The 19,483-nt window shown below is 74.8% G+C and carries 18 protein-coding genes; 4 read left to right on the forward strand and 14 right to left on the reverse strand.

The features are described from left to right. Positions 1-117: 117 nt before the first annotated feature. The 3 genes from ACFVU3_RS18075 to ACFVU3_RS18085 form a co-directional block, all read right to left on the reverse strand. Positions 118-402: a zf-TFIIB domain-containing protein gene (locus ACFVU3_RS18075; protein WP_079022306.1), complete on the reverse strand. Its 285-nt coding sequence runs from the start codon at positions 400-402 to the stop codon at positions 118-120. Positions 403-448: 46 nt separating this feature from the next. Then, positions 449-1,462 carry a phosphotransferase gene (locus tag ACFVU3_RS18080; protein WP_390067180.1) on the reverse strand — a complete coding sequence of 338 codons (1,014 nt, stop codon included), beginning with the start codon at positions 1,460-1,462 and terminating at the stop codon, positions 449-451. 268 nt (positions 1,463-1,730) lie between these two features. After that, positions 1,731-1,898 (reverse strand): hypothetical protein, encoded by a 168-nt coding sequence (locus ACFVU3_RS18085; protein WP_031005464.1) that lies wholly within the window; start codon positions 1,896-1,898, stop codon positions 1,731-1,733. Positions 1,899-2,435: 537 nt separating this feature from the next. On the opposite strand from ACFVU3_RS18085, the gene ACFVU3_RS18090 reads away from it, so the two are divergent. Beyond that, positions 2,436-3,608, forward strand: a complete 1,173-nt coding sequence (locus ACFVU3_RS18090) for a serine/threonine-protein kinase (protein WP_390067181.1) — start codon at positions 2,436-2,438, stop codon at positions 3,606-3,608. A 3-nt stretch (positions 3,609-3,611) separates the two neighbouring features. Here the strand turns inward: ACFVU3_RS18090 and ACFVU3_RS18095 are convergent, their stop codons facing one another. The 8 genes from ACFVU3_RS18095 to ACFVU3_RS18130 form a co-directional block, all read right to left on the reverse strand. Then, on the reverse strand, positions 3,612-4,430 hold the full coding sequence (locus ACFVU3_RS18095; protein ID WP_390067183.1) for a TrmH family RNA methyltransferase: 819 nt from the start codon (positions 4,428-4,430) through the stop codon (positions 3,612-3,614). 89 nt (positions 4,431-4,519) lie between these two features. Continuing rightward, a complete protein-coding gene (cobA, locus tag ACFVU3_RS18100) occupies positions 4,520-5,761 on the reverse strand; it encodes a uroporphyrinogen-III C-methyltransferase (RefSeq protein ID WP_390067185.1) in 1,242 nt (413 codons plus the stop codon). 373 nt (positions 5,762-6,134) lie between these two features. After that, on the reverse strand, positions 6,135-9,710 hold the full coding sequence (gene cobT / locus ACFVU3_RS18105; protein ID WP_390067186.1) for a nicotinate-nucleotide--dimethylbenzimidazole phosphoribosyltransferase: 3,576 nt from the start codon (positions 9,708-9,710) through the stop codon (positions 6,135-6,137). Positions 9,711-10,023: 313 nt separating this feature from the next. Then, complete coding sequence (cbiE, locus tag ACFVU3_RS18110; RefSeq protein ID WP_390067188.1) at positions 10,024-11,247, reverse strand: precorrin-6y C5,15-methyltransferase (decarboxylating) subunit CbiE; 1,224 nt, start codon at positions 11,245-11,247, stop codon at positions 10,024-10,026. Positions 11,248-11,320: 73 nt separating this feature from the next. Beyond that, positions 11,321-11,956, reverse strand: coding sequence for a GNAT family N-acetyltransferase (locus tag ACFVU3_RS18115; RefSeq protein ID WP_390067189.1), 636 nt, complete (start codon positions 11,954-11,956; stop codon positions 11,321-11,323). A gap of 166 nt (positions 11,957-12,122) precedes the next feature. Next, positions 12,123-12,977: a MetQ/NlpA family ABC transporter substrate-binding protein gene (locus ACFVU3_RS18120; protein WP_390067191.1), complete on the reverse strand. Its 855-nt coding sequence runs from the start codon at positions 12,975-12,977 to the stop codon at positions 12,123-12,125. A 112-nt stretch (positions 12,978-13,089) separates the two neighbouring features. Continuing rightward, positions 13,090-13,758, reverse strand: coding sequence for a methionine ABC transporter permease (locus ACFVU3_RS18125; RefSeq protein WP_390067193.1), 669 nt, complete (start codon positions 13,756-13,758; stop codon positions 13,090-13,092). Continuing rightward, on the reverse strand, positions 13,755-14,825 hold the full coding sequence (locus tag ACFVU3_RS18130) for a methionine ABC transporter ATP-binding protein (protein WP_390067195.1): 1,071 nt from the start codon (positions 14,823-14,825) through the stop codon (positions 13,755-13,757). Before ACFVU3_RS18130 ends, ACFVU3_RS18125 begins: the two co-directional genes overlap by 4 nt. Before the next feature lie 556 nt (positions 14,826-15,381). Here ACFVU3_RS18130 and ACFVU3_RS18135 point away from each other — a divergent pair. Both ACFVU3_RS18135 and ACFVU3_RS18140 read left to right on the forward strand, forming a co-directional pair. Beyond that, the gene (locus ACFVU3_RS18135) at positions 15,382-15,744 is read left to right on the forward strand and encodes a hypothetical protein (protein ID WP_282693627.1); all 363 of its coding nucleotides are present in this window, start codon (positions 15,382-15,384) and stop codon (positions 15,742-15,744) included. A 2-nt stretch (positions 15,745-15,746) separates the two neighbouring features. Beyond that, entirely contained in the window at positions 15,747-16,184 is a 438-nt protein-coding gene (locus tag ACFVU3_RS18140; protein WP_390067197.1) for a hypothetical protein, read from the forward strand. 6 nt (positions 16,185-16,190) lie between these two features. Here the strand turns inward: ACFVU3_RS18140 and ACFVU3_RS18145 are convergent, their stop codons facing one another. The 3 genes from ACFVU3_RS18145 to ACFVU3_RS18155 all read right to left on the reverse strand — a co-directional run bounded on the left by ACFVU3_RS18145 (position 16,191) and on the right by ACFVU3_RS18155 (position 18,540). Continuing rightward, positions 16,191-16,670 carry a GNAT family N-acetyltransferase gene (locus tag ACFVU3_RS18145; protein WP_390067199.1) on the reverse strand — a complete coding sequence of 160 codons (480 nt, stop codon included), beginning with the start codon at positions 16,668-16,670 and terminating at the stop codon, positions 16,191-16,193. A gap of 24 nt (positions 16,671-16,694) precedes the next feature. Next, positions 16,695-17,237 carry an RNA polymerase sigma factor gene (locus ACFVU3_RS18150; RefSeq protein WP_390067201.1) on the reverse strand — a complete coding sequence of 181 codons (543 nt, stop codon included), beginning with the start codon at positions 17,235-17,237 and terminating at the stop codon, positions 16,695-16,697. 127 nt (positions 17,238-17,364) lie between these two features. Continuing rightward, positions 17,365-18,540: a glycerophosphodiester phosphodiesterase gene (locus ACFVU3_RS18155; RefSeq protein ID WP_390067203.1), complete on the reverse strand. Its 1,176-nt coding sequence runs from the start codon at positions 18,538-18,540 to the stop codon at positions 17,365-17,367. Between the two features lie 222 nt (positions 18,541-18,762). Here ACFVU3_RS18155 and ACFVU3_RS18160 point away from each other — a divergent pair, with 222 nt between their 5' ends. After that, entirely contained in the window at positions 18,763-19,437 is a 675-nt protein-coding gene (locus tag ACFVU3_RS18160) for a lysophospholipid acyltransferase family protein (RefSeq protein ID WP_390067205.1), read from the forward strand. Positions 19,438-19,483: the final 46 nt, after the last annotated feature.

A 19,483-nucleotide genomic window follows, 5' to 3' on the forward strand; every position in this document is an offset into this window, starting at 1 on the left:
CACAGAGAGACGAAGCCCCCGGCCGCGGTTCGCGGTCGGGGGCTTCGTCGTCGTGCGGGCGGGAGAGGCACGCCGGCCCCGGAGCCGTACGCGACGGATCCGGGGCCGGGGCGAGGCTCAGGAGGAGAAGAGCATCCGGCCGAAGCCGCGCTGGCGGTAGTGGCCGCCGTGGTGACCGCCGTGCGGGGCACCCCAGGCGGGAGCGGCCGGGGCGGCCTGCGCCGGGTACGCGGCCGGCGGGGCGGGCGGCGCCTGCGGGGCCTGCCACTGGGACTCGAGGCGGGTCAGGGCCTCCAGCTCGCCGTAGTCCAGGAAGATCCCGCGGCAGCCGCTGCACTGCTCGATCTGGACGCCGTTGCGGTTGTACGTGTGCATCGCCGCGTGACACTTGGGACACTGCATGCTCGGCTCAACTCCCTGCCGTTGCCGTTCGAATGATGACCTCACTTTATGGGGACGCGGCGGAGGCGGGAGCGGTTCGGGAGTCCGCGATCCTGGCGCAGGTGTCGATCATCACGCCCTCGACCTCGTCGAGTTCGCGCCGCTCCGCGGTGGACTTGGCCAGCGCCAGGGCGGCGGTCTGCACGGTCAGCGCCCGGGCCGGCCGGTCGAGCCGGGCCCACGGGTCCGCGCCGCAGGCCGGGCCGCCCGCCGCCTCGTACGCGCCGAGGAACCGCGTCCACACCTCCGCCGGGAGCAGCCCGGCGGCGAACCAGGCGGCGGGACGGGCCAGATCCCAGGCGGGGTCGCCGAGTCCGGCGTCGTCCACGTCGATGAGGCGCCAGTCGCCGCGGAAGTCCCGGACGAGCTGGCCGAGATGGAAGTCGCCGTGGCAGAGGTACGCGCGCGTGCCTCCGGCCGCGTCGAGGGGACCGGGGGCGGCGACGGGATCGGTGCCGGGTCCGGTGACGGTGCGCCAGGCCGCCAGGACGGTGGGCACGGCCGGATGGTCCGCGGCCGTGCGGAGCATCCGGCCGACGGCCAGGGCCGCCTTCGCGGGCGCGCGCATCGCGGGCAGCGGGCCCGTGGGACCGGCCGGCGGCGGGGTGCGGTGGAGCAGGGCGAGGAGCCGGGCCGCCTCCTCCCAGGGCGCGGCGTCGGGGTCCGCCGGGTCGACCGGCGGCCCGTACGGCCAGACCGTCACCGGCCGGCCGGCCACGCGCTCCTGGCGGGGGGCCGGGACCGGCGGCAGGAGGATCCCGCCGAGGTCCGGGTGGGCGGCGAGGGCGAGACGGGCCGCGTGGGGGGCGTCGTCGGTCCCGGGGGCGTGCGCCTTGGCGACCAGCCCCCCGTGCCGCACGACGGTCCCGTCCTCCCGGTCCGCCAGGACCCCCGTCTCCCCGGGATCGCACCGGCACGCTCCCCCGCCGTGCACGGCGGCGCGGGCGATCCGGGCGAGCTCCCCCGGCACGTCGCCGGGCGACGGCTCCGGCGCCCGGGGCGCGGTCTCTGCGAGGTCCATCCGGTGAGCGTACGCGGCGCGCGGGACGGAACGGCAGGGGGTGGCGGTCGCCCGGAGAGCGACCCTGAGGGGCGGACGCGCCGAGGGGCGGACGCGCCGAGGGGCGGACGCGCCGAGGGGCGGACGCGCGGAGGGGCGGACGCGCGGAGGGGCCGGTCGGCTCCCCGGCCGACCGGCCCCTGCGCTGTCGTCCGCCGCACCCCCGTCCCCACGGGGCTGTCGGCCGATGTCCCCGACCCGGGCCGCTCTCCCGGGTCTGGGGCGCCGCTCAGCGCCCCAGCATCACGCCCACGGACGACGCCTGTGTGACCACCGCTTCCCAGCCGCCGAAGACGACCACGAGCAGGGCCGCGAGAGGAAGGACCATGGCGGTGGCGACCAGGGGGTGACGGCGTCCCGCGGGGCGGGGGGTCGACCGGTGTGCCGTGAAGGCCATGGTCCTCTCCTGTCGGTTTCTTGTCGCGTTCCTTCTGGATTCCGGTGCGGTGGACGCGTGTTCCTCGGGGGACGAGAGCCGCGCCCACCGCATGACCTCAACACTAGGGAACGGAAGGGGTCCGGGCGTCATGCCCGCGTACCGGCTTCCGGGCCTACGGGAGGATGACGCCGCTCCCCCTGGAGTACTCCCCTGGGTGGAGGCGGCGGTGCGCGCGTGAGGGTCTTCCCGGAGGGGACGCGCCCCCCGGCCCGGGGCGCGAGGGGTGCGGGTGACATGGGTCACGTCCGCCGGCGGGCGGGGCGGGGCAGGGGGCGCGGGGCGGGTGCGGTGGGGCGGTCGGGGCGACGGGAGTTGCCGGAGGCCCTGGTCAAGTCGGCTGGACGGGAAGGGGTGTTGAGGGGGAGGTTCGGTGCAGGGCGGGGCGGCCGTCCCCCTCAGCACTGACAATCGATGCCGGAGGGAGGGCGCGGCCTATGAGCGCGGCGGGGCGGCACTACGTAAGCTGTGCCACGTCGAACGGACGAGGGGACGGACATGGCGATGATGCGGCTCCGGCGCGAGGACCCGCGGATCGTCGGGGCGTTCCGGCTCCACCGCAGGCTGGGCGCCGGAGGGATGGGGGTCGTGTACCTCGGCTCCGACCGGCGCGGTCAGCGGGTGGCCCTGAAGGTGATCCGGCCCGACCTGGCCGAGGACCAGGAGTTCCGGTCGCGGTTCGCCCGTGAGGTGTCGGCGGCCCGGCGGATCCGGGGCGGCTGCACCGCCCGGCTGGTCGCCGCCGATCTGGACGCCGAACGGCCCTGGTTCGCCACCCAGTACGTCCCCGGCCCCTCGCTGCACGACCGCGTCGCCGAGGAGGGCCCGCTGCGGGCCGCCGACGTGGCGTCGATCGGCGCCGCCCTCTCCGAGGGCCTGGTCGCCGTCCACGAGGCCGGGGTCGTCCACCGCGACCTGAAGCCGTCGAACATCCTGCTCTCGCCCAAGGGCCCCCGGATCATCGACTTCGGGATCGCCTGGGCCACCGGGGCCAGCACCCTCACCCACGTCGGCACCGCCGTCGGCTCCCCCGGCTTCCTCGCGCCCGAACAGGTGCGGGGCGCCGCCGTCACCCCGGCGACCGACGTCTTCTCGCTCGGGGCCACCCTCGCGTACGCCTCGATGGGCGACTCCCCGTTCGGGCACGGCAGTTCCGAGGTCATGCTCTACCGCGTGGTGCACGAGGAGGCCCAGCTCCAGGGCGTGCCGGACGCGCTCGCGCCGCTCGTCCGGGCCTGTCTGGCGAAGGACCCGGAGGACCGGCCGAGCACCCTCCAGCTGTCGATGCGGCTCAAGGAGATCGCCGCCCGCGAGGCGCAGGGGCTGCCGGACGCACGGCCGCCGGCCCCGCGCGAGCGGATGGAGGAGCGCGGCACGCTCCGGCCGACCGAGCGGTACACGGAGCGGGACGCGCCGGGCCGGGAGCCGGAGCGCGCCGTCGCCCGCGGCCGCGGGCCCGCGCCGTCCTCGCGGCCCTCGTCGCCCTCGCGCACCGCCGGCGGCTCCCGCAATCCGCAGTCGCGGCCCGGGACCCGCCCCGGGAACCGGTCGACGTCCACCGGCCGCCGCCCGGCCAACCCCCGGCTGCTGCGCCAGCGGCTCGTCGTCTTCGTGGTGGTGACGCTGGTGGTGGCCCTGGGCATCGCCGCCGCCCAGGCCCTCCAGGGCTGATCCCTACGCCTCCGGGCGGCCCGCCGTCACCGCGTAGAAGGCCACGGCCGCCGCCGCGCCCACGTTGAGCGAGTCGACCCCGTGGGCCATCGGGATGCGGACCCACTCGTCCGCCGCGCGCAGCGCCTGGGTCGAGAGGCCGTCGCCCTCCGCTCCGAGCATCAGCGCGACCCGGTCCAGGCGGTGCGGAGCGGCCTCGTCCATGGAGGTGGCCTTCTCCGCCGGGGTGAGGGCGAGGAGCTTGAAGCCCGCCTCCCGCACCGCCTCCAGACCGCGCGGCCAGGTGTCCAGGCGGGCGTACGGGACGGAGAAGACGGCGCCCATGGAGACCTTCACCGAACGCCGGTAGAGCGGGTCGGCGCAGTCCGGGGAGAGCAGGACGGCGTCCATGCCGAGGGCGGCGGCGCTGCGGAAGATGGCGCCGATGTTGGTGTGGTCGTTGACCGACTCCATGACCACGACCCGGCGGGCGCCGGCGAGGAGCTCGGCGGCCTCCGGGAGCGGCTTGCGCTGCATGGAGGCGAGGGCGCCGCGGTGCACGTGGTAGCCGGTGACGCGTTCGGCGAGGTCGGGCTGGATCGCGTACACCGGGGCGGGCACCTCGTCGATGACGTCGCGCATGACGTCGACCCACTTGGCGGAGAGCAGCATCGACCGCATCTCGTAACCGGCCTGCTTCGCGCGGCGGATGACCTTCTCGCCCTCCGCGATGAACAGGCCCTCGGCGGGCTCGCGCCGGCGGCGCAGCTCGACGTCGGTCAGGCCGGTGTAGTCGTGCAGACGGGGGTCGTCGGGGTCGGTGATCGTGATGAGTTCGGCCACGGGGGTGATACTGCCTTGTCCGGGGAGTGGTGCCAATGCGTGGGACGGGCGGCGGTCGCCGCCGTCCCCGCGCGGGTCGGGTGGGGGTGTCAGCGGCCGAGCTCGCCGGGGCCCTCCGCGACCACCGGGCCGATCACGATGACGGCCGGCGGACGGACCTCCTCCGCCTTCACGACGTCGGCGACGGTGGCGAGGGTGGCGTCCACCCGGCGCTGGGCCGCGGTGGTGCCCTCCTGGACGAGGGCGAGCGGGGTGTCGGGGGCCTTGCCGTGGGCGACGAGCGCCTCGGCGATCTTCCCTATCTTGTCGACGCCCATGAGGATCACCAGGGTGCCGGTCAGCTTGGCCAGCGAGGCCCAGTCGACGAGCGAGCGCGGGTCGTCGGGGGCGACGTGCCCGCTGACCACGGTGAACTCGTGGGCGACACCGCGGTGGGTGACCGGGATGCCGGCGGCGCCGGGGACCGAGATGGAGCTGGAGATGCCGGGCACGACGGTGCAGGCGATGCCCTCGGCGGCGAGCGCCTGCGCCTCCTCCATGCCCCGGCCGAAGACGAAGGGGTCGCCGCCCTTGAGGCGGACCACGGACTTCCCGGCCTTGGCGTGCTCGATCAGCGCGTTGTTGATGGCCTCCTGGGCCATGAAGCGGCCGTACGGGATCTTCGCCGCGTCGATCACCTCGACGTGCGGCGGCAGCTCGTCGAGGAGGTCGCGGGGGCCGAGCCGGTCGGCGATGACGACGTCGGCCTCGGCCAGCAGCCGGCGGCCGCGGACGGTGATGAGGTCGGGGTCGCCGGGGCCGCCGCCGACGAGGGCGACGAAGGGGGTGCGGGCGCGCTGCGCGGGCGCGGCGAGGGAGCCGTCCCGCAGGCCCTCCAGGATCGCGTCCCTGATGGCGGCCGAGCGGCGCGGGTCGTGGCCGGTGAGGACGGCCACGGTGACGCCGTCGCCGCGCCCGGTGGCCGGGGTCCAGGCGGTGGCGGCCTCGGCGTCGTCGGAGCGGACGCACCAGACGCGGGAGCGCTCGGCCTCGGCGGAGGCGGCGGCGTTGGCGGCCGGGTCGGTGGTGGCGACGAGCGCGTACCACGCGTCGGCCAGGTCGCCGTCCTCGTACCGGCGGCGGACCCAGGTGAGCTCGCCGGTCTCGGCCATGGCCTCCACGGAGGGGGTGGCGGACGGGGAGATCAGGGTGATGTCGGCGCCGGCGGCGATGAGGGCGGGCAGACGGCGCTGGGCGACCGTGCCGCCGCCGAGGACGACGACGCGCCGGCCGGCGAGGCGGAGGCCGACGGGGTAGGCGGGGTGCTCGGCGGGCTCGACGTGCTGGGCCATGTGCGGGCGGCTCCTCGGACGGGGCTTGCGGGGCCGCTGCGGCGGTGAAGCGGCTGGTGGGGCGGGCGGGAGGCCCGGTGACCACGATATCGGTGACCCGGCGTGGACACCGTGTGACCCTCGTCCCTCGGGCCGGGGCGGAGGGACGCGGGGCATGGTGCGGCCCCGGTGCCGCCGCCCCCGCGGGGGGCGGCGGCCCCGGGGCCGGTCCGACAAAGTCTCCCTGACGCCCCCCGAGTGACAACTTTTGGGGTGACCGGGCTTGGACACGGTGTGACCCAGGTCCGGGGGGCGGGGGGGGTGGCACGCGGGGCTGGGTGCGGCCCCGTTGCGGCCGCCCCGTCGTGGGGCGGCGGCACCGGGGCCGTACCGACTACTTCTCCGTGACGCCCGCGGAGTCGAACGTCGCGACCTCGTGCATCGCGCGGGCCGCGCTCTGCACCAGCGGGAGGGCCAGCAGGGCGCCGGTGCCCTCGCCGAGGCGGAGGTCGAGGTCGACCAGCGGGCGCAGGCCCAGCTTGTTGAGCGCGGCCACGTGGCCGGGCTCGGCGCTGCGGTGGCCCGCGATGCAGGCGGCCAGCGACTCGGGGGCGATGGCGCGGGCGACCAGGGCGGCCGCGCCGGTGGAGACGCCGTCGAGGATCACCGGGGTGCGCAGCGAGGCGGCGCCCAGGATGAAGCCGACGAGAGCCGCGTGCTCCAGGCCGCCGATCTGCGACAGGACGCCGATCGGGTCCTGCGGGTCCGGCTTGTGCAGGTCGAGGGCGCGGCGGACCACGTCGACCTTGCGGGCGTGGGTCTCGTCGTTGATGCCCGTGCCGCGGCCGGTGACCTCGGCCGGGTCGACGCCGGTGAAGACGGAGATGAGGGCGGCGGACGCGGTGGTGTTCGCGATGCCCATCTCGCCGGTGAGGAGCGCCTTGTTCCCGGCCGCGACGAGGTCGCGGGCGGTCTCGATGCCGACCTCGAGGGCGGCGATCGTCTCCTCGCGGGTCATGGCGAGGCCGGTCGTGAAGTCGCCGGAGCCGGCGCGCACCTTGCGGGGCAGCAGCCCCGGGGTGGCGGGCAGCTCGCTCGCGACGCCCACGTCGATGACGCAGACCTCGGCGCCGACCTGGTTGGCGAAGGCGTTGCAGACCGCTCCCCCGCCGAGGAAGTTCGCGACCATCTGGCCGGTGACCTCCTGCGGCCAGGGGGTGACGCCCTGGGCGTGCACACCGTGGTCGCCGGCGAAGATCGCGACGGCGGCGGGCTCCGGGATCGGCGGCGGGCATACCCGGGAGAGGCCGCAGAGCTGCGCGGAGATGATCTCCAGCATGCCGAGCGCGCCGGCCGGCTTGGTCATCCGCTTCTGCCGCTCCCACGCCTCGCCGAGCGCCTTGGCGTCCAGCGGGCGGATGGAGGCGACGGTCTCCTGGAGCAGGTCGTGCGGCTCCTCGCCGGGCAGGGCGCGGCGGCCGTACGTCTCCTCGTGGACGACCCAGGCGAGCGGGCGGCGCTTGGACCAGCCGGCCTGCATCAGCTCGGGCTCGTCCGGGAACTCGTCGACGTAGCCGACGCAGAGGTACGCGACGACCTCCAGGTGGTCGGGGAGGCCGAGGGCGCGGACCATCTCGCGCTCGTCGAAGAAGCTGACCCAGCCGACGCCGAGGCCCTCGGCTCGGGCGGCGAGCCAGAGGTTCTCGACGGCGAGGGCCGAGGAGTACGGGGCCATCTGCGGCTGCGTGTAGCGGCCGAGGGTGTGCCGTCCGCCCCGGGTGGGGTCGGCGGTCACCACGATGTTGACCGGGGTGTCGAGGATGGCCTCGATCTTCAGTTCCTTGAACTGCTTCGCCCGCGCCTTCGGCAGCGACTTGGCGTACGCCTCGCGCTGGCGCTGGGCCAGTTCGTGCATGGTCTGCCGGGTCTCGGCGGAACGGATGACGACGAAGTCCCAGGGCTGCGAGTGGCCGACGCTGGGGGCCGTGTGGGCGGCCTCCAGGACGCGGAGCAGCACCTCGTGCGGGATCGGGTCGGAGCGGAAGCCGTTGCGGATGTCGCGGCGCTCGCGCATCACGCGCAGCACGGCCTCGCGCTCGGCGTCGTCGTACCCGGGGGCGGCGGGGCGGGGCTCGGTCTCCTCGACCGGCTCCCCGCCCTCGGGGGCGTCCTCGGCGACGACCGGGATCTCCTCCGCCACGGCGACCACGGGGGCCTCGGCGGGCACCTCGGCGGCGGCGTCGGCGAAGGTCTCGGCCTGGGCGGGCTCGGCGACGGGCGCCACGACGGCCTCGGCGGCGACGGGCTCGGCGGGGGCCTCCGCGGGCACGGCGGCCTCGGCGGCGACCGGCTCCTCGACGGCGACGGCGGCCGGCTCCTCGGCCGGGGCGACGGGCTCCTCGGCCGGGGCCGGCTCGGCGGGCCGGCCGGCCTGCTCCTCGGCGGCGGGGGCGTCGGCGTCGGCGACCGGGGCCTCGACGGCCTCGGTGGCGGGGACGTCGGCGTCGGCGACCGGGGCCTCGACGGCCTCGGTCGCGGGGACGTCGGCCCCGGCGGTGGGCGGGACGACGACCGGCTCGGCGGCCGCCGGCTCCGGCGCCTGGGCCTCCGCCGGCACCTCGGCGGGCGCGACGGGCAGACCGGGCTCCTCGGCAGGGGCCTCGGCCGCCTGCTCCTGGGCCGCGAGGGCCTCGACGGCCTGCTCCGCGGGTGCCGGGGCCTCGGTCACGGGCGGCTCGGCCGGCTGTGCGGCCTCGGGCGCCACCTCGGGCGCCTCCTCGGGCACGACGGCCTCCACGGCCTCCGGAGCCACGGCCCCGGGTGCCGTCGCGTCACCGGGCTCGCCCTCGCGCGGGGCGGGGACGACGACCTCGGGGGCGGGGCCCACGGCGGCCTCGGCCTCGGCAAGCTCCGGCTCGACGACCGGGGTCCCGGCGGCCGGCGTCGGCGTCGGGGCCGGCTGCGCGGCGGTCGGGACCGAGCCCTCGACCTGCACGAACTGGCCGCTCTGCGGGACGACCGTTTCTGCGGGGGCCTCGGCGGACGCCTGGGGCTCCTGCGGCTGCGCGGCCCACGGCTCGGCGCCCTGCGGGGCCGTCTGCTGGTCCTGCGCGATGTCGAAGTACTCGGGGCCGGTGGTCGGCGGCCCGGGGGTCCGTACGGGCACGGGCGCGGGGCCGGTGGGCACCAGGGGCTCGGGGGCGGGCGCCGGCACCGGCTGCGGCGCGGGCACCGGGGCGGCCGGGCCCCGGTCGGCGAGCGAGCGGACGACGCCGCCGGTGGCGGCGTCCGGGACCGGCGGGCCCATGTGGAGCGGGCGGCGGGACGGCGGGGGCACACGGACGCCGCCGAGGTCCACGGAGCCGGTGTCGCGGCCGGCGGCCTCGTGGGCGCCGGTGTCGAGGATGCCGGGCTCGTAGCCGTGGGCGGTGGCGACGGGCTCCTGCGGGGCGACGGGAACGCCGTGCGCCGGGATGCCCAGCGGAGGCTGCGGGGCGAGCGGCACGCCCTGCGGCGGAGTCGCGCCGGCCGCCGGGAGCCCGTGCGGCGGGGTGGCCGGGGCGGTCAGCTGGTCGGCGAGGACGAGGCCCTCCGGCAGCGGGCCGGTGAGCGGGTCGTGCAGCGGGTCGGTGAGCGGGTCCGGCAGGGGGTCCGTGAGCGGGTCGCCCAGCGGGGCGGCGGCCTGCGGCACCGAGCCGTGGTCCGCGCCCTCGGGGGCGCCCTGCGCCGGGACCCCGGGCGGGGCGGGGACGGCGACCGGCGGGGCGGGCACGACGCCCGGGGCCTGCTCGCTCCAGGCGCCCTGGGCGCCCGGCATCAGGAGCATGTCGTCGTCTTCGGGAAGCTGCCCGGGGAGCGGGCCGGAGGGGTCCAGGAAGGTGTACGCGCCCGGAGCGGGGATGCCCGGCTGCTCGACCATGCCTGCGTTCTCCGGCAGTCCCTCGCCCGGGACCTGGCCGGTGTCCGTCATGCGTACCCCTCGCCCATCGTTGTGTTCGTTCAGAGCTGCGCCCGTCAACGAGAACGAGCGCGTGCGCCGCGCGGCACGGAGGCGCGCCGACACCCAAGCATTGTCGCGGCCCGCGGCCATCGTGACAGGCGGATCCGCCACGGTGCGCTGTGGACTGCGCCACGTCGCGCGGTCCCCCCGGTGTCCCGCACGCCGATGACCGTCGGGAACGGGTCAAGGCGGTCGTCGTTTCAGGACATTGACGAACAACATGCCGAACGTCCCCGTGCGGTACAACAATCGGCCAGCCTACCTGCCCCGGCGGGCGGCCGGGTCACGGGGCGCCGGTGGTCCGGCGGCCTGTGAGCAGGAAGACGACGGAGCGTTCGCGCTCGGTCCAGTCGGTGGGATCGAGGCCGACGGTCTGCAGCAGGAGGGTCTCGACGGCGTAGCCGCCGGCGCCGAGGGCGGCGCCGATCGCCTCGGCCTCGTCGCGGGTGGTGGCGTGGGCGGCGATCCGCTCGGGCCGGCGGTCGGCGCAGGCGGTGACGACGGGGACGCCGCCCGCCCCGATCCGTACGACGTCGGGTTCGGGGAGGCTCTCCAGGACGTGCGGGGCGCGGCCGGTGACGGTCTGGAGGAGGACGCCGTGGCGGCGGGCGGCGGCCTCGGTGCGGGTACGGGCGGCGGGGTCGGCGTCGACGGCGATGACGGCGGCGCCGAAGCGGGCCGCCTCGACGGCGAAGGTCCCGCCGGCGCTGCCGACGTCCCAGACGAGGTCGCCGGCGCGGGGGCCGAGACGGGCGAGCTGGACGGCGCGGAGGGTGGGGTCCTGGCCGACGCCGGGGTGGTCACCGGTCTCGTGGTCACCCGCGGGGCCGGCCCAGCCCCGGACGGAGCCGGCGGCCGGGTCGTGGCCCATCAGCCAGGGGGCGGCGGAGGCTCCGGTGCCGCCGGCGCCTCCGATGACGAGGACGACGTTGGGGTCGCGCCAGGTGTGGTCGGCTGCCTTGTCGGAGGTGAGTACGGAGACCTGTTCGCGGGTGGTGCCGAGCTCCTCGCAGACGACGAAGGTGCGGTGCACGCCGTCGAGGAGGAGGGCGAGCTCGGCCGGGCCGGCGCCCGGGGAGGTGAGGACGGCGACCTTGGGGTGGGCGCGGCAGACGTTGACGGCGCGGCGCAGGGTGCGCTGGTGGGCGACGACGACGCGGGCGTCGTCCCAGGGCATGCCGGCGCGGGCGAAGGCGGCGGCGACCGAGGAGACGGCGGGGACGACCTCGACCTCCAGGCCGTGCTCGGGGGCGCGCAGGGTGCGGACCACGCCGAAGAAGCCGGGGTCGCCGTCGGCGAGGACGACGGCGGTGCCGCGGTGGCCCGCGATCCGCCGGGCGGCGAGGCCGACGCTGCCGAGCCGGACGCGCTCGGCGCCGGGGGGCACCTCGGGGAGCGCCAGGTGGTGGGCGGCGCCGGCGACCAGGGTGGCGGCCGAGAGCGCGGACCGGGCCGCCGCGGTGAGGGGCGAGCCGTCCCAGCCGATCACCGTGACCCGGTCGGCCATCGCGTCTGTCTCCTGTGGTGTCGTCGCAGGTCGGGGGCGTGCCGAGCGTACCCCGGGCAGGCGTCCCCGGGGCTCAGCTCCAGTCCGTGTACGAGGAGTATCCGGCCTCGGCCATCTGGTCGGCGACGCCGTCGAGGTCCTCGGGGAGGAGGCCCCAGACGATGAAGTCGGTGCGCAGGTCGATCCAGCTGCCGTCCTCGGCGCGGGTGCGGGCTATGCAGGCGTTGCGCAGGACGCCCTCGCTGATGCAGCCGATCTTCTGGGCGACCTGCTGGGAGGCGGTGTTGTCCGCCGCGGTGCGCAGTTCGATGCGCTCGAACTTCTGGTCGGCGAAGAGCCACTGGGCGGTGGCGAGGGCGGCCTCGGAGGCGTATCCCTCGCCGCGGGCCCAGGGGGCGACGATGTAGGAGAGCTCGGTGGAGCGGACCCGCCAGTGGGTCTTTCCCAGCTGGACGACGCCCACCAGACGCTGCGTCAGGAACTCGGTGACGGCGAGGTCGAGGCCCCGGCCCGCGGCCCGTTCGGCGGGGGCGTACTCGGTGATCCAGCGGCGTGCGGCGTCCTCGGTGAAGGGCTGGGGAACGGCCGTCCACGCACCGACCATCTCGTCGTTCATCATCTCGGCCAGAGCCGGGACGTCGGCCTCTTCGAGCGCGCGCAGCACCAGCCGGTCCGTGCTGATGGAGATGTCCGGAAAGGTGGTAGTCATGCGCAGCTCCGTACCGAAGACCGTCCGTTGAGACCGTGAACGCACAGCATGCAGCATGGGACGCGGCGTGCGCATGGCCGGGTCGGACATGGGGGTGACGCGCGGAAGGCCCCGCGCGCCGGACGGGGCGGGCGGGGCCTTCCGCTCAAGGACTCTACCGGTGGCCTTACTTGGCGGCGCCGAAGGCGGGGATGACGGAGCCCTTGTAGGTGTCCTCGATGTACTTCTTCACCTCGGGCGAGTTGAGGAGCTCGGCGAGCTTCTGCACGCGGGCGTCCTTCTCGTTGCCCTCCTTGACGGCGAGGAAGTTGGCGTACGGGTTGCCCTCCGCCTTCTCCAGGACCAGGGCGTCCTTCGCCGGCGAGAGGTCGGCCTCGATGGCGTAGTTGCCGTTGATGACGGCGGCGTCCACGTCGTTCAGGGCGCGGGGCACGGTGGCGGCCTCCAGCTCCTTGAACTCCAGGCCCTTCTTGTCGGTGATGTCGGAGAGCTTGGCGTCGGTGCCGACGCCGTCCTTGAGGGTGATGAGGCCGTTCTCCGCGAGGAGGTGGAGCGCGCGGCCCTCGTTGGTGGTGTCGTTGGGGACGGCGACGGTCTGGCCGGCCTTGATGTCCTTCACCGACTTCAGGCTCTTGGAGTAGAGGCCGAGCGGCTCCAGGTGGACGTTCACCACCGGGACGATGGTGGTCTTGTTCTTCTTGTTGAAGTCGTCGAGGTACGGCTTGTGCTGGAAGAAGTTGGCGTCGACCTGGCCGGACTGGGTGGCGGTGTTCGGCAGGACGTAGTCCGTGAACTCCTTCACCTCCAGCTTCAGGCCGGCCTTCTCGGCCAGGTTGTCCTTGACGAAGTTGAGGATGTCGGCGTGCGGCGTCGGGGACGCGGCGACGACGAGCGCCTTGTCGGCGGAGGCGGCGCCGTCCTTGCTGGAGGACGGGTCCGAGGAGGTGCCGCAGGCGGAGAGGCCGAGCGCCAGGGCGGTGACGGAAGCGAAGCCGGCGGTGAGCTTGATGTTCTTACGCACGAAGAGTGCCTCTTTCATGTGGAGCGGTGGACGCCTGGACAACAAGTCCGGGCTGTTTTCTTCGGGTGCCGAAACGTTTCGTGCCGCGGCCGCGAAGAGGTCTGGGGTGCCGTCAGGCGGTGCGGCCCCGGCGGGCCAGGAGCCGTACGGCGCCGTCGCCGAGGAGCTGGACGACGGTGACGATCGCGACCAGGACGACGACGGTGACGAGCATGAAGGTGGTGTCGAAGCGCTGGTATCCGTAGGTGACGGCCTTGGAGCCGAGGCCCTCGCCGCCGACCGCGCCGGCCATCGCCGAGTAGCCGATGAGCACGATGACGGTGGTGGTGACGGCGGCGACCAGCGAGGGCAGGGCCTGCGGGAGCAGCACCTTGCGGACGATGGTCGGGATGCCGCCGCCCATGGACTGGACGGCTTCGACGAGGCCGTGGTCGACCTCGCGGATCGCGGTCTCGACGAGGCGCGCGAAGAAGGGGATGGCGCCGATGGCGAGCGGCACGATCATCGCGGTGGGGCCGATGAAGGTGCCGACGACGAAGGTCGTGAACGGGATCAGGGCGATCAGCAGGATGATGAACGGCAGCGAGCGGCCGATGTTCACGATCGCACCGACGACCTTGTTCACGGGCCGGTTCTGGAGCAGTCCGCCCTTGTCCGTGAGGACGAGGAGGATGCCGAGCGGCAGGCCGCCGACGATGGTGACGACGGTGGCCCAGAGGACCATGTAGAGGGTGTCGACCGTGCCCTGTTCGAGCAGGGGGCGCATCTCTTCCCAGGTCACTTGGCACTCTCCTTCACGAGCACGTGCTGCTGGACGGGCACCGCGGGCGCGGCGTCGTCCTGCGGGTCTTCGACGCGTTCGACCTGGAGGCCCTGCTCGCGCAGGAAGCCGACCGGGACGACGTTCTCCTCGTACCGTCCGGGCAGTTCGATCCGCATGCGGCCGATCTGCTTCCCGCCGACGGTGTCCATCGCGGCCCCGAGGATGGAGATGTCGATGTTGTACGTGCGGGAGAGCTGCGAGATCACCGGCTGGGTGGCGGCCTCGCCGTGGAAGGTGACGTCGACGACCGTGCGGTCGGGGCCGCCGGCGTGGCCGCTGACCGGGAAGAGCTCGGCGGCCAGCTGGGAGCCGGGGGTGGCGAGGAGTTCGGCGACGGTGCCGGACTCGACGATCCGGCCCTTCTGCATCAGGGCGGCGGAGTCGCAGATGGTCTTGACGACGTCCATCTCGTGCGTGATGAGCAGGACGGTGAGGCCGAGCTGCCGGTTGAGGTCGCGCAGGAGCTGGAGGATGGAGCGGGTGGTCTCCGGGTCGAGGGCGCTGGTGGCCTCGTCGGAGAGGAGGACCTTGGGCTCGCCGGCCAGGGCGCGGGCGATGCCGACGCGCTGCTTCTGGCCGCCGGACAGCTGGCCCGGGTAGTTCTTCGCCTTGTCGGCGAGGCCGACGAGGTCGAGGAGCTCCAGGGCGCGGCGGGAGCGCTCGGCGCCCGGGACGCCCAGGATCTCCAGGGGGAGCTCGATGTTGTCCTTGACGGTGCGGGAGGACAGCAGGTTGAAGTGCTGGAAGACCATGCCGATGGTGCTGCGGGCCCGGCGGAGGTCCTTGCCGGCCCGGCGGCCCTTGCCGGCGAGGGCGGTGAGGTCGACGCCGTCGACGGTCACCGTGCCGGAGGTGGGGCGCTCCAGGAGGTTGACGCAGCGGATCAGGGAGGACTTGCCGGCGCCGCTCTGGCCGATCACGCCGAAGACCTCGCCCTCGCGGACGTGGAGGTCGACGCCGTCCAGGGCGGTGACCTGGCGGCCGCGTGACTCGTAGACCTTGGTCAGGCCCGAAGTGGTGATCACAGGGGTTTCCGTCACTGTCGAGTGCGCGACGCGTGGGTCCGCCGTGCACGGGGCATTCGTCTGTCGGACAGTCAGGCGCACGGGAAGCCGCTCCGGCGGGCGGCCGGGGTGGCGGTGTGCGCGGGGCAGGCACGGTCCGGCGCCGGTGGGGCGGGCGGATCGGCTCGGCCGTCGGGGTCTCGCTTCGGGGCGCGAGGCTCAGGCGGGGGCCCTCAGAAGGCGCACATTCGACACATACAACGAGCACCGGGCGTCGTGATCGCCTCGGTCGCAAGGATGCGGCTGCTCGTCGTGGTCATGGCTGCAAGTAAAGCATGCGCAGTCGCGAACGGAAGTCCGGTGTCCGCATTCCGGACAGCGCTGAGACGCGGAGCGGACGGCGCCGGCGGCGGCCCCGCCCCGTGCGGCCTGCGGTGGAGAGGGCCTCGGCACGGCGCCGGAGGAGGGGCCGGGAGGCGGTGGATGTGGCCAAGGCCACGGCCCCGCGGCACGACGGGGGCGTGCGGCGGCGGGGCCGAGCGCATCGGGCCATTCGGCCCGTAATACCCTCGGGCGCATGCTTGACGCCCTCACGGTCGCGGTCTCGGTGGCCGCGCTCGCCCTCGCCGCCTGGTGCGGCTTCGCCGCCTACCGGGACCAGCCCACCAAGGACTGGCACTTCATCGGCATGGCCGTGGTGACCTTCCTGGTCCTGGTCCAGCTGATCGTCGGCATCGTGCAGCTGGTCCGCGGCGAGAAGGCCGAGGAGGGCACGACGATCTTCGTGGCCTATCTGCTCGGCGCGCTGTGCGCGGTGCCGATCGCCGGCTTCATGTCGCTGGCCGAGCGGACCCGCTGGGGTTCGGCGACGGTGGCGGCGGGCGCGGTCGTGCTCGCCGTGCTCGAAGTGCGTCTCTTCGACATCTGGACGGTGGGCTGACCATGGCGGGGACGCGGGAGACCCAGGAGCGGACCGCAGCGGAGGGCGGCCGGACCCGGCTCGTCACGGGCCCGGGCATGCTGCTGCTGTGGCTGTACGGCGTGATGTCGGTGGGCGCGGCCTCGCGCTCGGTCTACGAGATCAGCGCCAAGTTCGGCGAGGCGCCGCTGGCGTACACGCTCTCCGCCGTGGCGGCGGTCGTCTATGTGTTCATCACGTACACGCTGGTGCGGGGCGGCGAGACGGCCCGCAGGGCGGCGCTGGTGTGCTGCGCCGCCGAGCTCGCGGGCGTGCTGGTCGTGGGGACCTGGACGCTGGTGGAGCCGTCGGCCTTCCCCGACTCCACGGTGTGGTCGGAGTTCGGCTACGGCTACGTCTTCATCCCGGTGCTGCTTCCGCTGAGCGGCATCTGGTGGCTCCGGCGGTCGCGTACCGCCTGAGGGCCGTCAGGCGGCCTTCTCCAGGGTGACCAGGGTGAGCCGGGGGCCGACCTCGCGGGCGCCGACCTGGGCGTAGCCCTTGGCGCGGTAGAGGCGGAGGTTGCCCTCGCTGCGGTGGCCGGTGAAGAGCTGGAAGCGCTTGGGGGCGTCGTCCGTGCCCTCGCTGTGGCGCTCGATGGCGTCGAGGAGCCGGCCGCCGATGCCGTGGCGGCGCATGCGCGGGTGGACGATGAGCTTGGCGATGTGCGCGGTGCCGTCCTCGTCGGTGCGGGCGCGGACGGAGGCGATCACCTCGTCGCCGAGCCGGGCCACCAGTCCGTATCCCTCCGCCAGCTCGGCGCGGACGGCGTCGAGCGACTGGGTGAGGGGCTCGATGGACCAGTCCCCGTAGAGCTCGGCCTCGCTCTGGTAGCAGAGGTACTGCAGCTTCAGGATCTGCTCCGCGTCGCGCGCGTCCGCCGCCGAGATGGTCACACTCAGGCCCATGTGTGCATGCCTCCGCTCATCGGGTCACCGATCGGTACCCCGCACCCTTCCCCTCCGGGCGGACGCGGGAACCTCTGCCGCGAGCATTCTGCGCAGGCATCCCAGGCAACGGGAACGCATCGGCCCCAGACTGCCTTGTGAGATACCCAACGTTCCTGCGATTTCCCGGTAGGTGGGGTCCGCGGGGTCGAGCATCGCGTTCAGGAGGCGGGGGCAGCGGCCGGGGGTCCGGGTGACGGCGGCACGGAGGGTGCGGCAGCGTTCGGCGGTGAGGGCGGAGCCCTCCGGGGAGCCGTGGTCCGGCTCCGGGCCCTGGGGCGCCTCCCCGTGGTACGGGCGCTCGCGGCCGCTGGTGCGGCGGGCCCTGCGGGCCTCGGCGCGGACGGCCCGGCGGAGCCAGTCGGCGGGGCGGTCGGGGGCGCCGTCGGCGCGGAGCCGTTCCAGGAGCCGCAGCCAGACGGCCTGTTCGAGGTCGCCGGGCTCGATCCCGGCGGCCGCGGCCTCGGCCCGCGATTCGGCGGCGAGCAGCGGCGTCAGGGTGGCGAGGAGGGTTTCCGGGGAGGTCATGACCGCCACGATGCGGCGGCGTGGGGGCGCGGTTGCGTTCCGGGCGGGGAACCACCCGGTCGGCGTACGGCACCGGCTGCCGGTCCCGGTCCGGCCCGCCGGTCGGCGGGCCGGACCGGTCGGCGGGTCAGCGGTCGCGGAAGTCCGCGGCGGCCAGCAGGGCGGTGTCGGGGTTGTCGGAGAAGACGCCGTCGATGCCGGTCTCGAAGTACCGCCGCAGGGCGCCGAAGGCGTCGCCGTAGGCGGCCGGGTCGGTGCCCCGGCGGAAGTCGGCGGGCAGGAAGGTGTTCTCGTTGCGCTGGGTGTACGGGTGGAGGATCAGGCCCTCCGCGTGGGCGTCCCGCACCAGGGTGGTCGGGGTGCCCAGCCGGCCCGTGGCGTCCTTGGGGATCACCAGGTCGAGGGTGGGGCCGATGCCCTGGGCGTACGAGGCGATCCAGCGCAGTCCGGCCGGGGTGACGAGGTCGGCGACGGTCCGCGGGTCGCCGGCCTCGACGAAGTCCCAGGGGCGGGTGGCCGCGCCGGAGAGCAGGACGACGAGCGGGGAGTCGACCAGCTTCGCCAGGCGCTGGACGCTGCTGGGCTCGAAGGACTGGAGGAAGACGGCGGAGTGCGCGCGGTGGCGGCCGTAGCGGCGGAGGAGCTTCGCCAGGCGCTCCTCCAGGCCGAGGCCGATCGAGCGGAAGTACGAGGGGTGCTTGGTCTCGACGTGGAGCCAGATCTCGCGGCCCCGGCGGCGGCCCTCCTCGTCGGCCCAGCGCAGGACCTCCTCGAAGGTGGGGACGGTCCAGCGGCCGTCGTACAGGGTGTTCTCCTGGCGGGTGCCGGGGATGCGCTCCTTGGCACGGAGGGTCTTCAGCTCGGCGAGGGTGAAGTCCTCGGTGAACCAGCCGGTGTACGAGACGCCGTCGACCGACTTGGTGGTCCTGCGGGAGGCGAACTCGGGGTGGTCGGCGACGTCGGTGGTGCCGGTGATGTCGTTCTCGTGGCGGCAGACCAGGTGCCCGTCCTTGGTGGGGACGAGGTCCTGCTCGATGACGTGGGCGCCGAGGTCCAGGGCGTGCCCGTACGAGCCGAGGGTGTGCTCGGGGCGGTAGCCGCTGGCGCCGCGGTGGGCGATGACGGTCGGGACGGGGAGCGAGCGGTAGCCGCGCCCGTGGCCCTGGCCGTGCGGGCGGCCGGTCTCGGCGGCCTGCGCGGTGCCCGCGCCGGCGGCGAGTCCGGCGGAGGCGCCGAACGCGGCGGCGCCGGCCGCTCCGAGTACCGTGCGGCGGGCCGGGGTCCGGGGTGCGCCCTGGGTCATGGAGGTCCTCCTGTGTGATGTCCCGCACCTGTCGGTGGGTGGACCCGACGCTAGGCAGTGATCCCCTACGGGCGGCAGACCTGGGCCGAACATGGCGGAAACACGCGTCAACACCGTGTATCCGTTCGGTGAACCCGATGTGCGCACGGCCGTGACCCGCGAGTATCGTCGCGTGCTGCACCGTCGGCTCCCGGAGCCGCCCGCCCGACACCGGAGGAACCGTTGTCCCGTCTCGCGATCGTGAAGGCCACTCTCGGTCCGGTCCTGCGCCTGATGTTCCGCCCCCGCGTCGAGGGAGCCGAGAACGTCCCCGGGACCGGTCCGGTGATCCTCGCGGGCAACCACCTCACCTTCATCGACTCGATGATCATGCCGATCTGCCTGGACCGCCCGGTCTACTTCATCGGCAAGGACGAGTACGTGAAGGGCAAGGGCATCAAGGGCCGGCTGATGGCGTGGTTCTTCACCAGCGTCGGCATGATCCCGGTGGACCGCGACGGCGGGCGCGGCGGTGTCGCGGCGCTGATGACGGGCCGCCGGGTGCTGGAGGAGGGCAGGATCTTCTCGATCTACCCGGAGGGCACCCGCTCCCCCGACGGCCGGCTCTACCGGGGCCGTACGGGCGTGGCCCGGCTGACGCTGATGACGGGCGCTCCGGTGGTGCCGTTCGCGGTGATCGGCACGGACAAGGCGCAGCCGGGCGGGGCGGGCTTCCCGCGCCCGGTGCAGGTGACGGTCCGCTTCGGCGAGCCGCTGGAGTTCTCCCGGTACGAGGGCATGGACCGCGACCGGTACGTGCTGCGCGCGGTGACGGACTCGGTGATGGCGGAGGTCATGCGGCTGTCGGGCCAGGAGTACGTGGACATGTACGCCACGAAGGCGAAGGAAGCCGCCTGACGGCGAGCGGTACGCGCGGAGGGCGCCCCCGGGATCCGGGGGCGCC

The organism is Streptomyces sp. NPDC058052 (assembly GCF_042885515.1).
GTDB lineage: Bacteria > Actinomycetota > Actinomycetes > Streptomycetales > Streptomycetaceae > Streptomyces.

What these genes read in the sequence shown, in the direction of transcription:
- cobA (WP_390067185.1), bottom strand. Translation starts at nt 5,761, where the DNA reads ATGGCCCAGCACGTCGAGCCCGCCGAGCACCCCGCCTACCCCGTCGGC.
- cobT (WP_390067186.1), bottom strand. Translation starts at nt 9,710, where the DNA reads ATGACGGACACCGGCCAGGTCCCGGGCGAGGGACTGCCGGAGAACGCA.
- ACFVU3_RS18155 (WP_390067203.1), bottom strand. Translation starts at nt 18,540, where the DNA reads ATGACCCAGGGCGCACCCCGGACCCCGGCCCGCCGCACGGTACTCGGA.
- ACFVU3_RS18115 (WP_390067189.1), bottom strand. Translation starts at nt 11,956, where the DNA reads ATGACTACCACCTTTCCGGACATCTCCATCAGCACGGACCGGCTGGTG.
- cbiE (WP_390067188.1), bottom strand. Translation starts at nt 11,247, where the DNA reads ATGGCCGACCGGGTCACGGTGATCGGCTGGGACGGCTCGCCCCTCACC.
- ACFVU3_RS18080 (WP_390067180.1), bottom strand. Translation starts at nt 1,462, where the DNA reads ATGGACCTCGCAGAGACCGCGCCCCGGGCGCCGGAGCCGTCGCCCGGC.
- ACFVU3_RS18090 (WP_390067181.1), top strand. Translation starts at nt 2,436, where the DNA reads ATGGCGATGATGCGGCTCCGGCGCGAGGACCCGCGGATCGTCGGGGCG.
- ACFVU3_RS18075 (WP_079022306.1), bottom strand. Translation starts at nt 402, where the DNA reads ATGCAGTGTCCCAAGTGTCACGCGGCGATGCACACGTACAACCGCAAC.
- ACFVU3_RS18085 (WP_031005464.1), bottom strand. Translation starts at nt 1,898, where the DNA reads ATGGCCTTCACGGCACACCGGTCGACCCCCCGCCCCGCGGGACGCCGT.
- ACFVU3_RS18150 (WP_390067201.1), bottom strand. Translation starts at nt 17,237, where the DNA reads ATGACCTCCCCGGAAACCCTCCTCGCCACCCTGACGCCGCTGCTCGCC.
- ACFVU3_RS18140 (WP_390067197.1), top strand. Translation starts at nt 15,747, where the DNA reads ATGGCGGGGACGCGGGAGACCCAGGAGCGGACCGCAGCGGAGGGCGGC.
- ACFVU3_RS18135 (WP_282693627.1), top strand. Translation starts at nt 15,382, where the DNA reads ATGCTTGACGCCCTCACGGTCGCGGTCTCGGTGGCCGCGCTCGCCCTC.
- ACFVU3_RS18145 (WP_390067199.1), bottom strand. Translation starts at nt 16,670, where the DNA reads ATGGGCCTGAGTGTGACCATCTCGGCGGCGGACGCGCGCGACGCGGAG.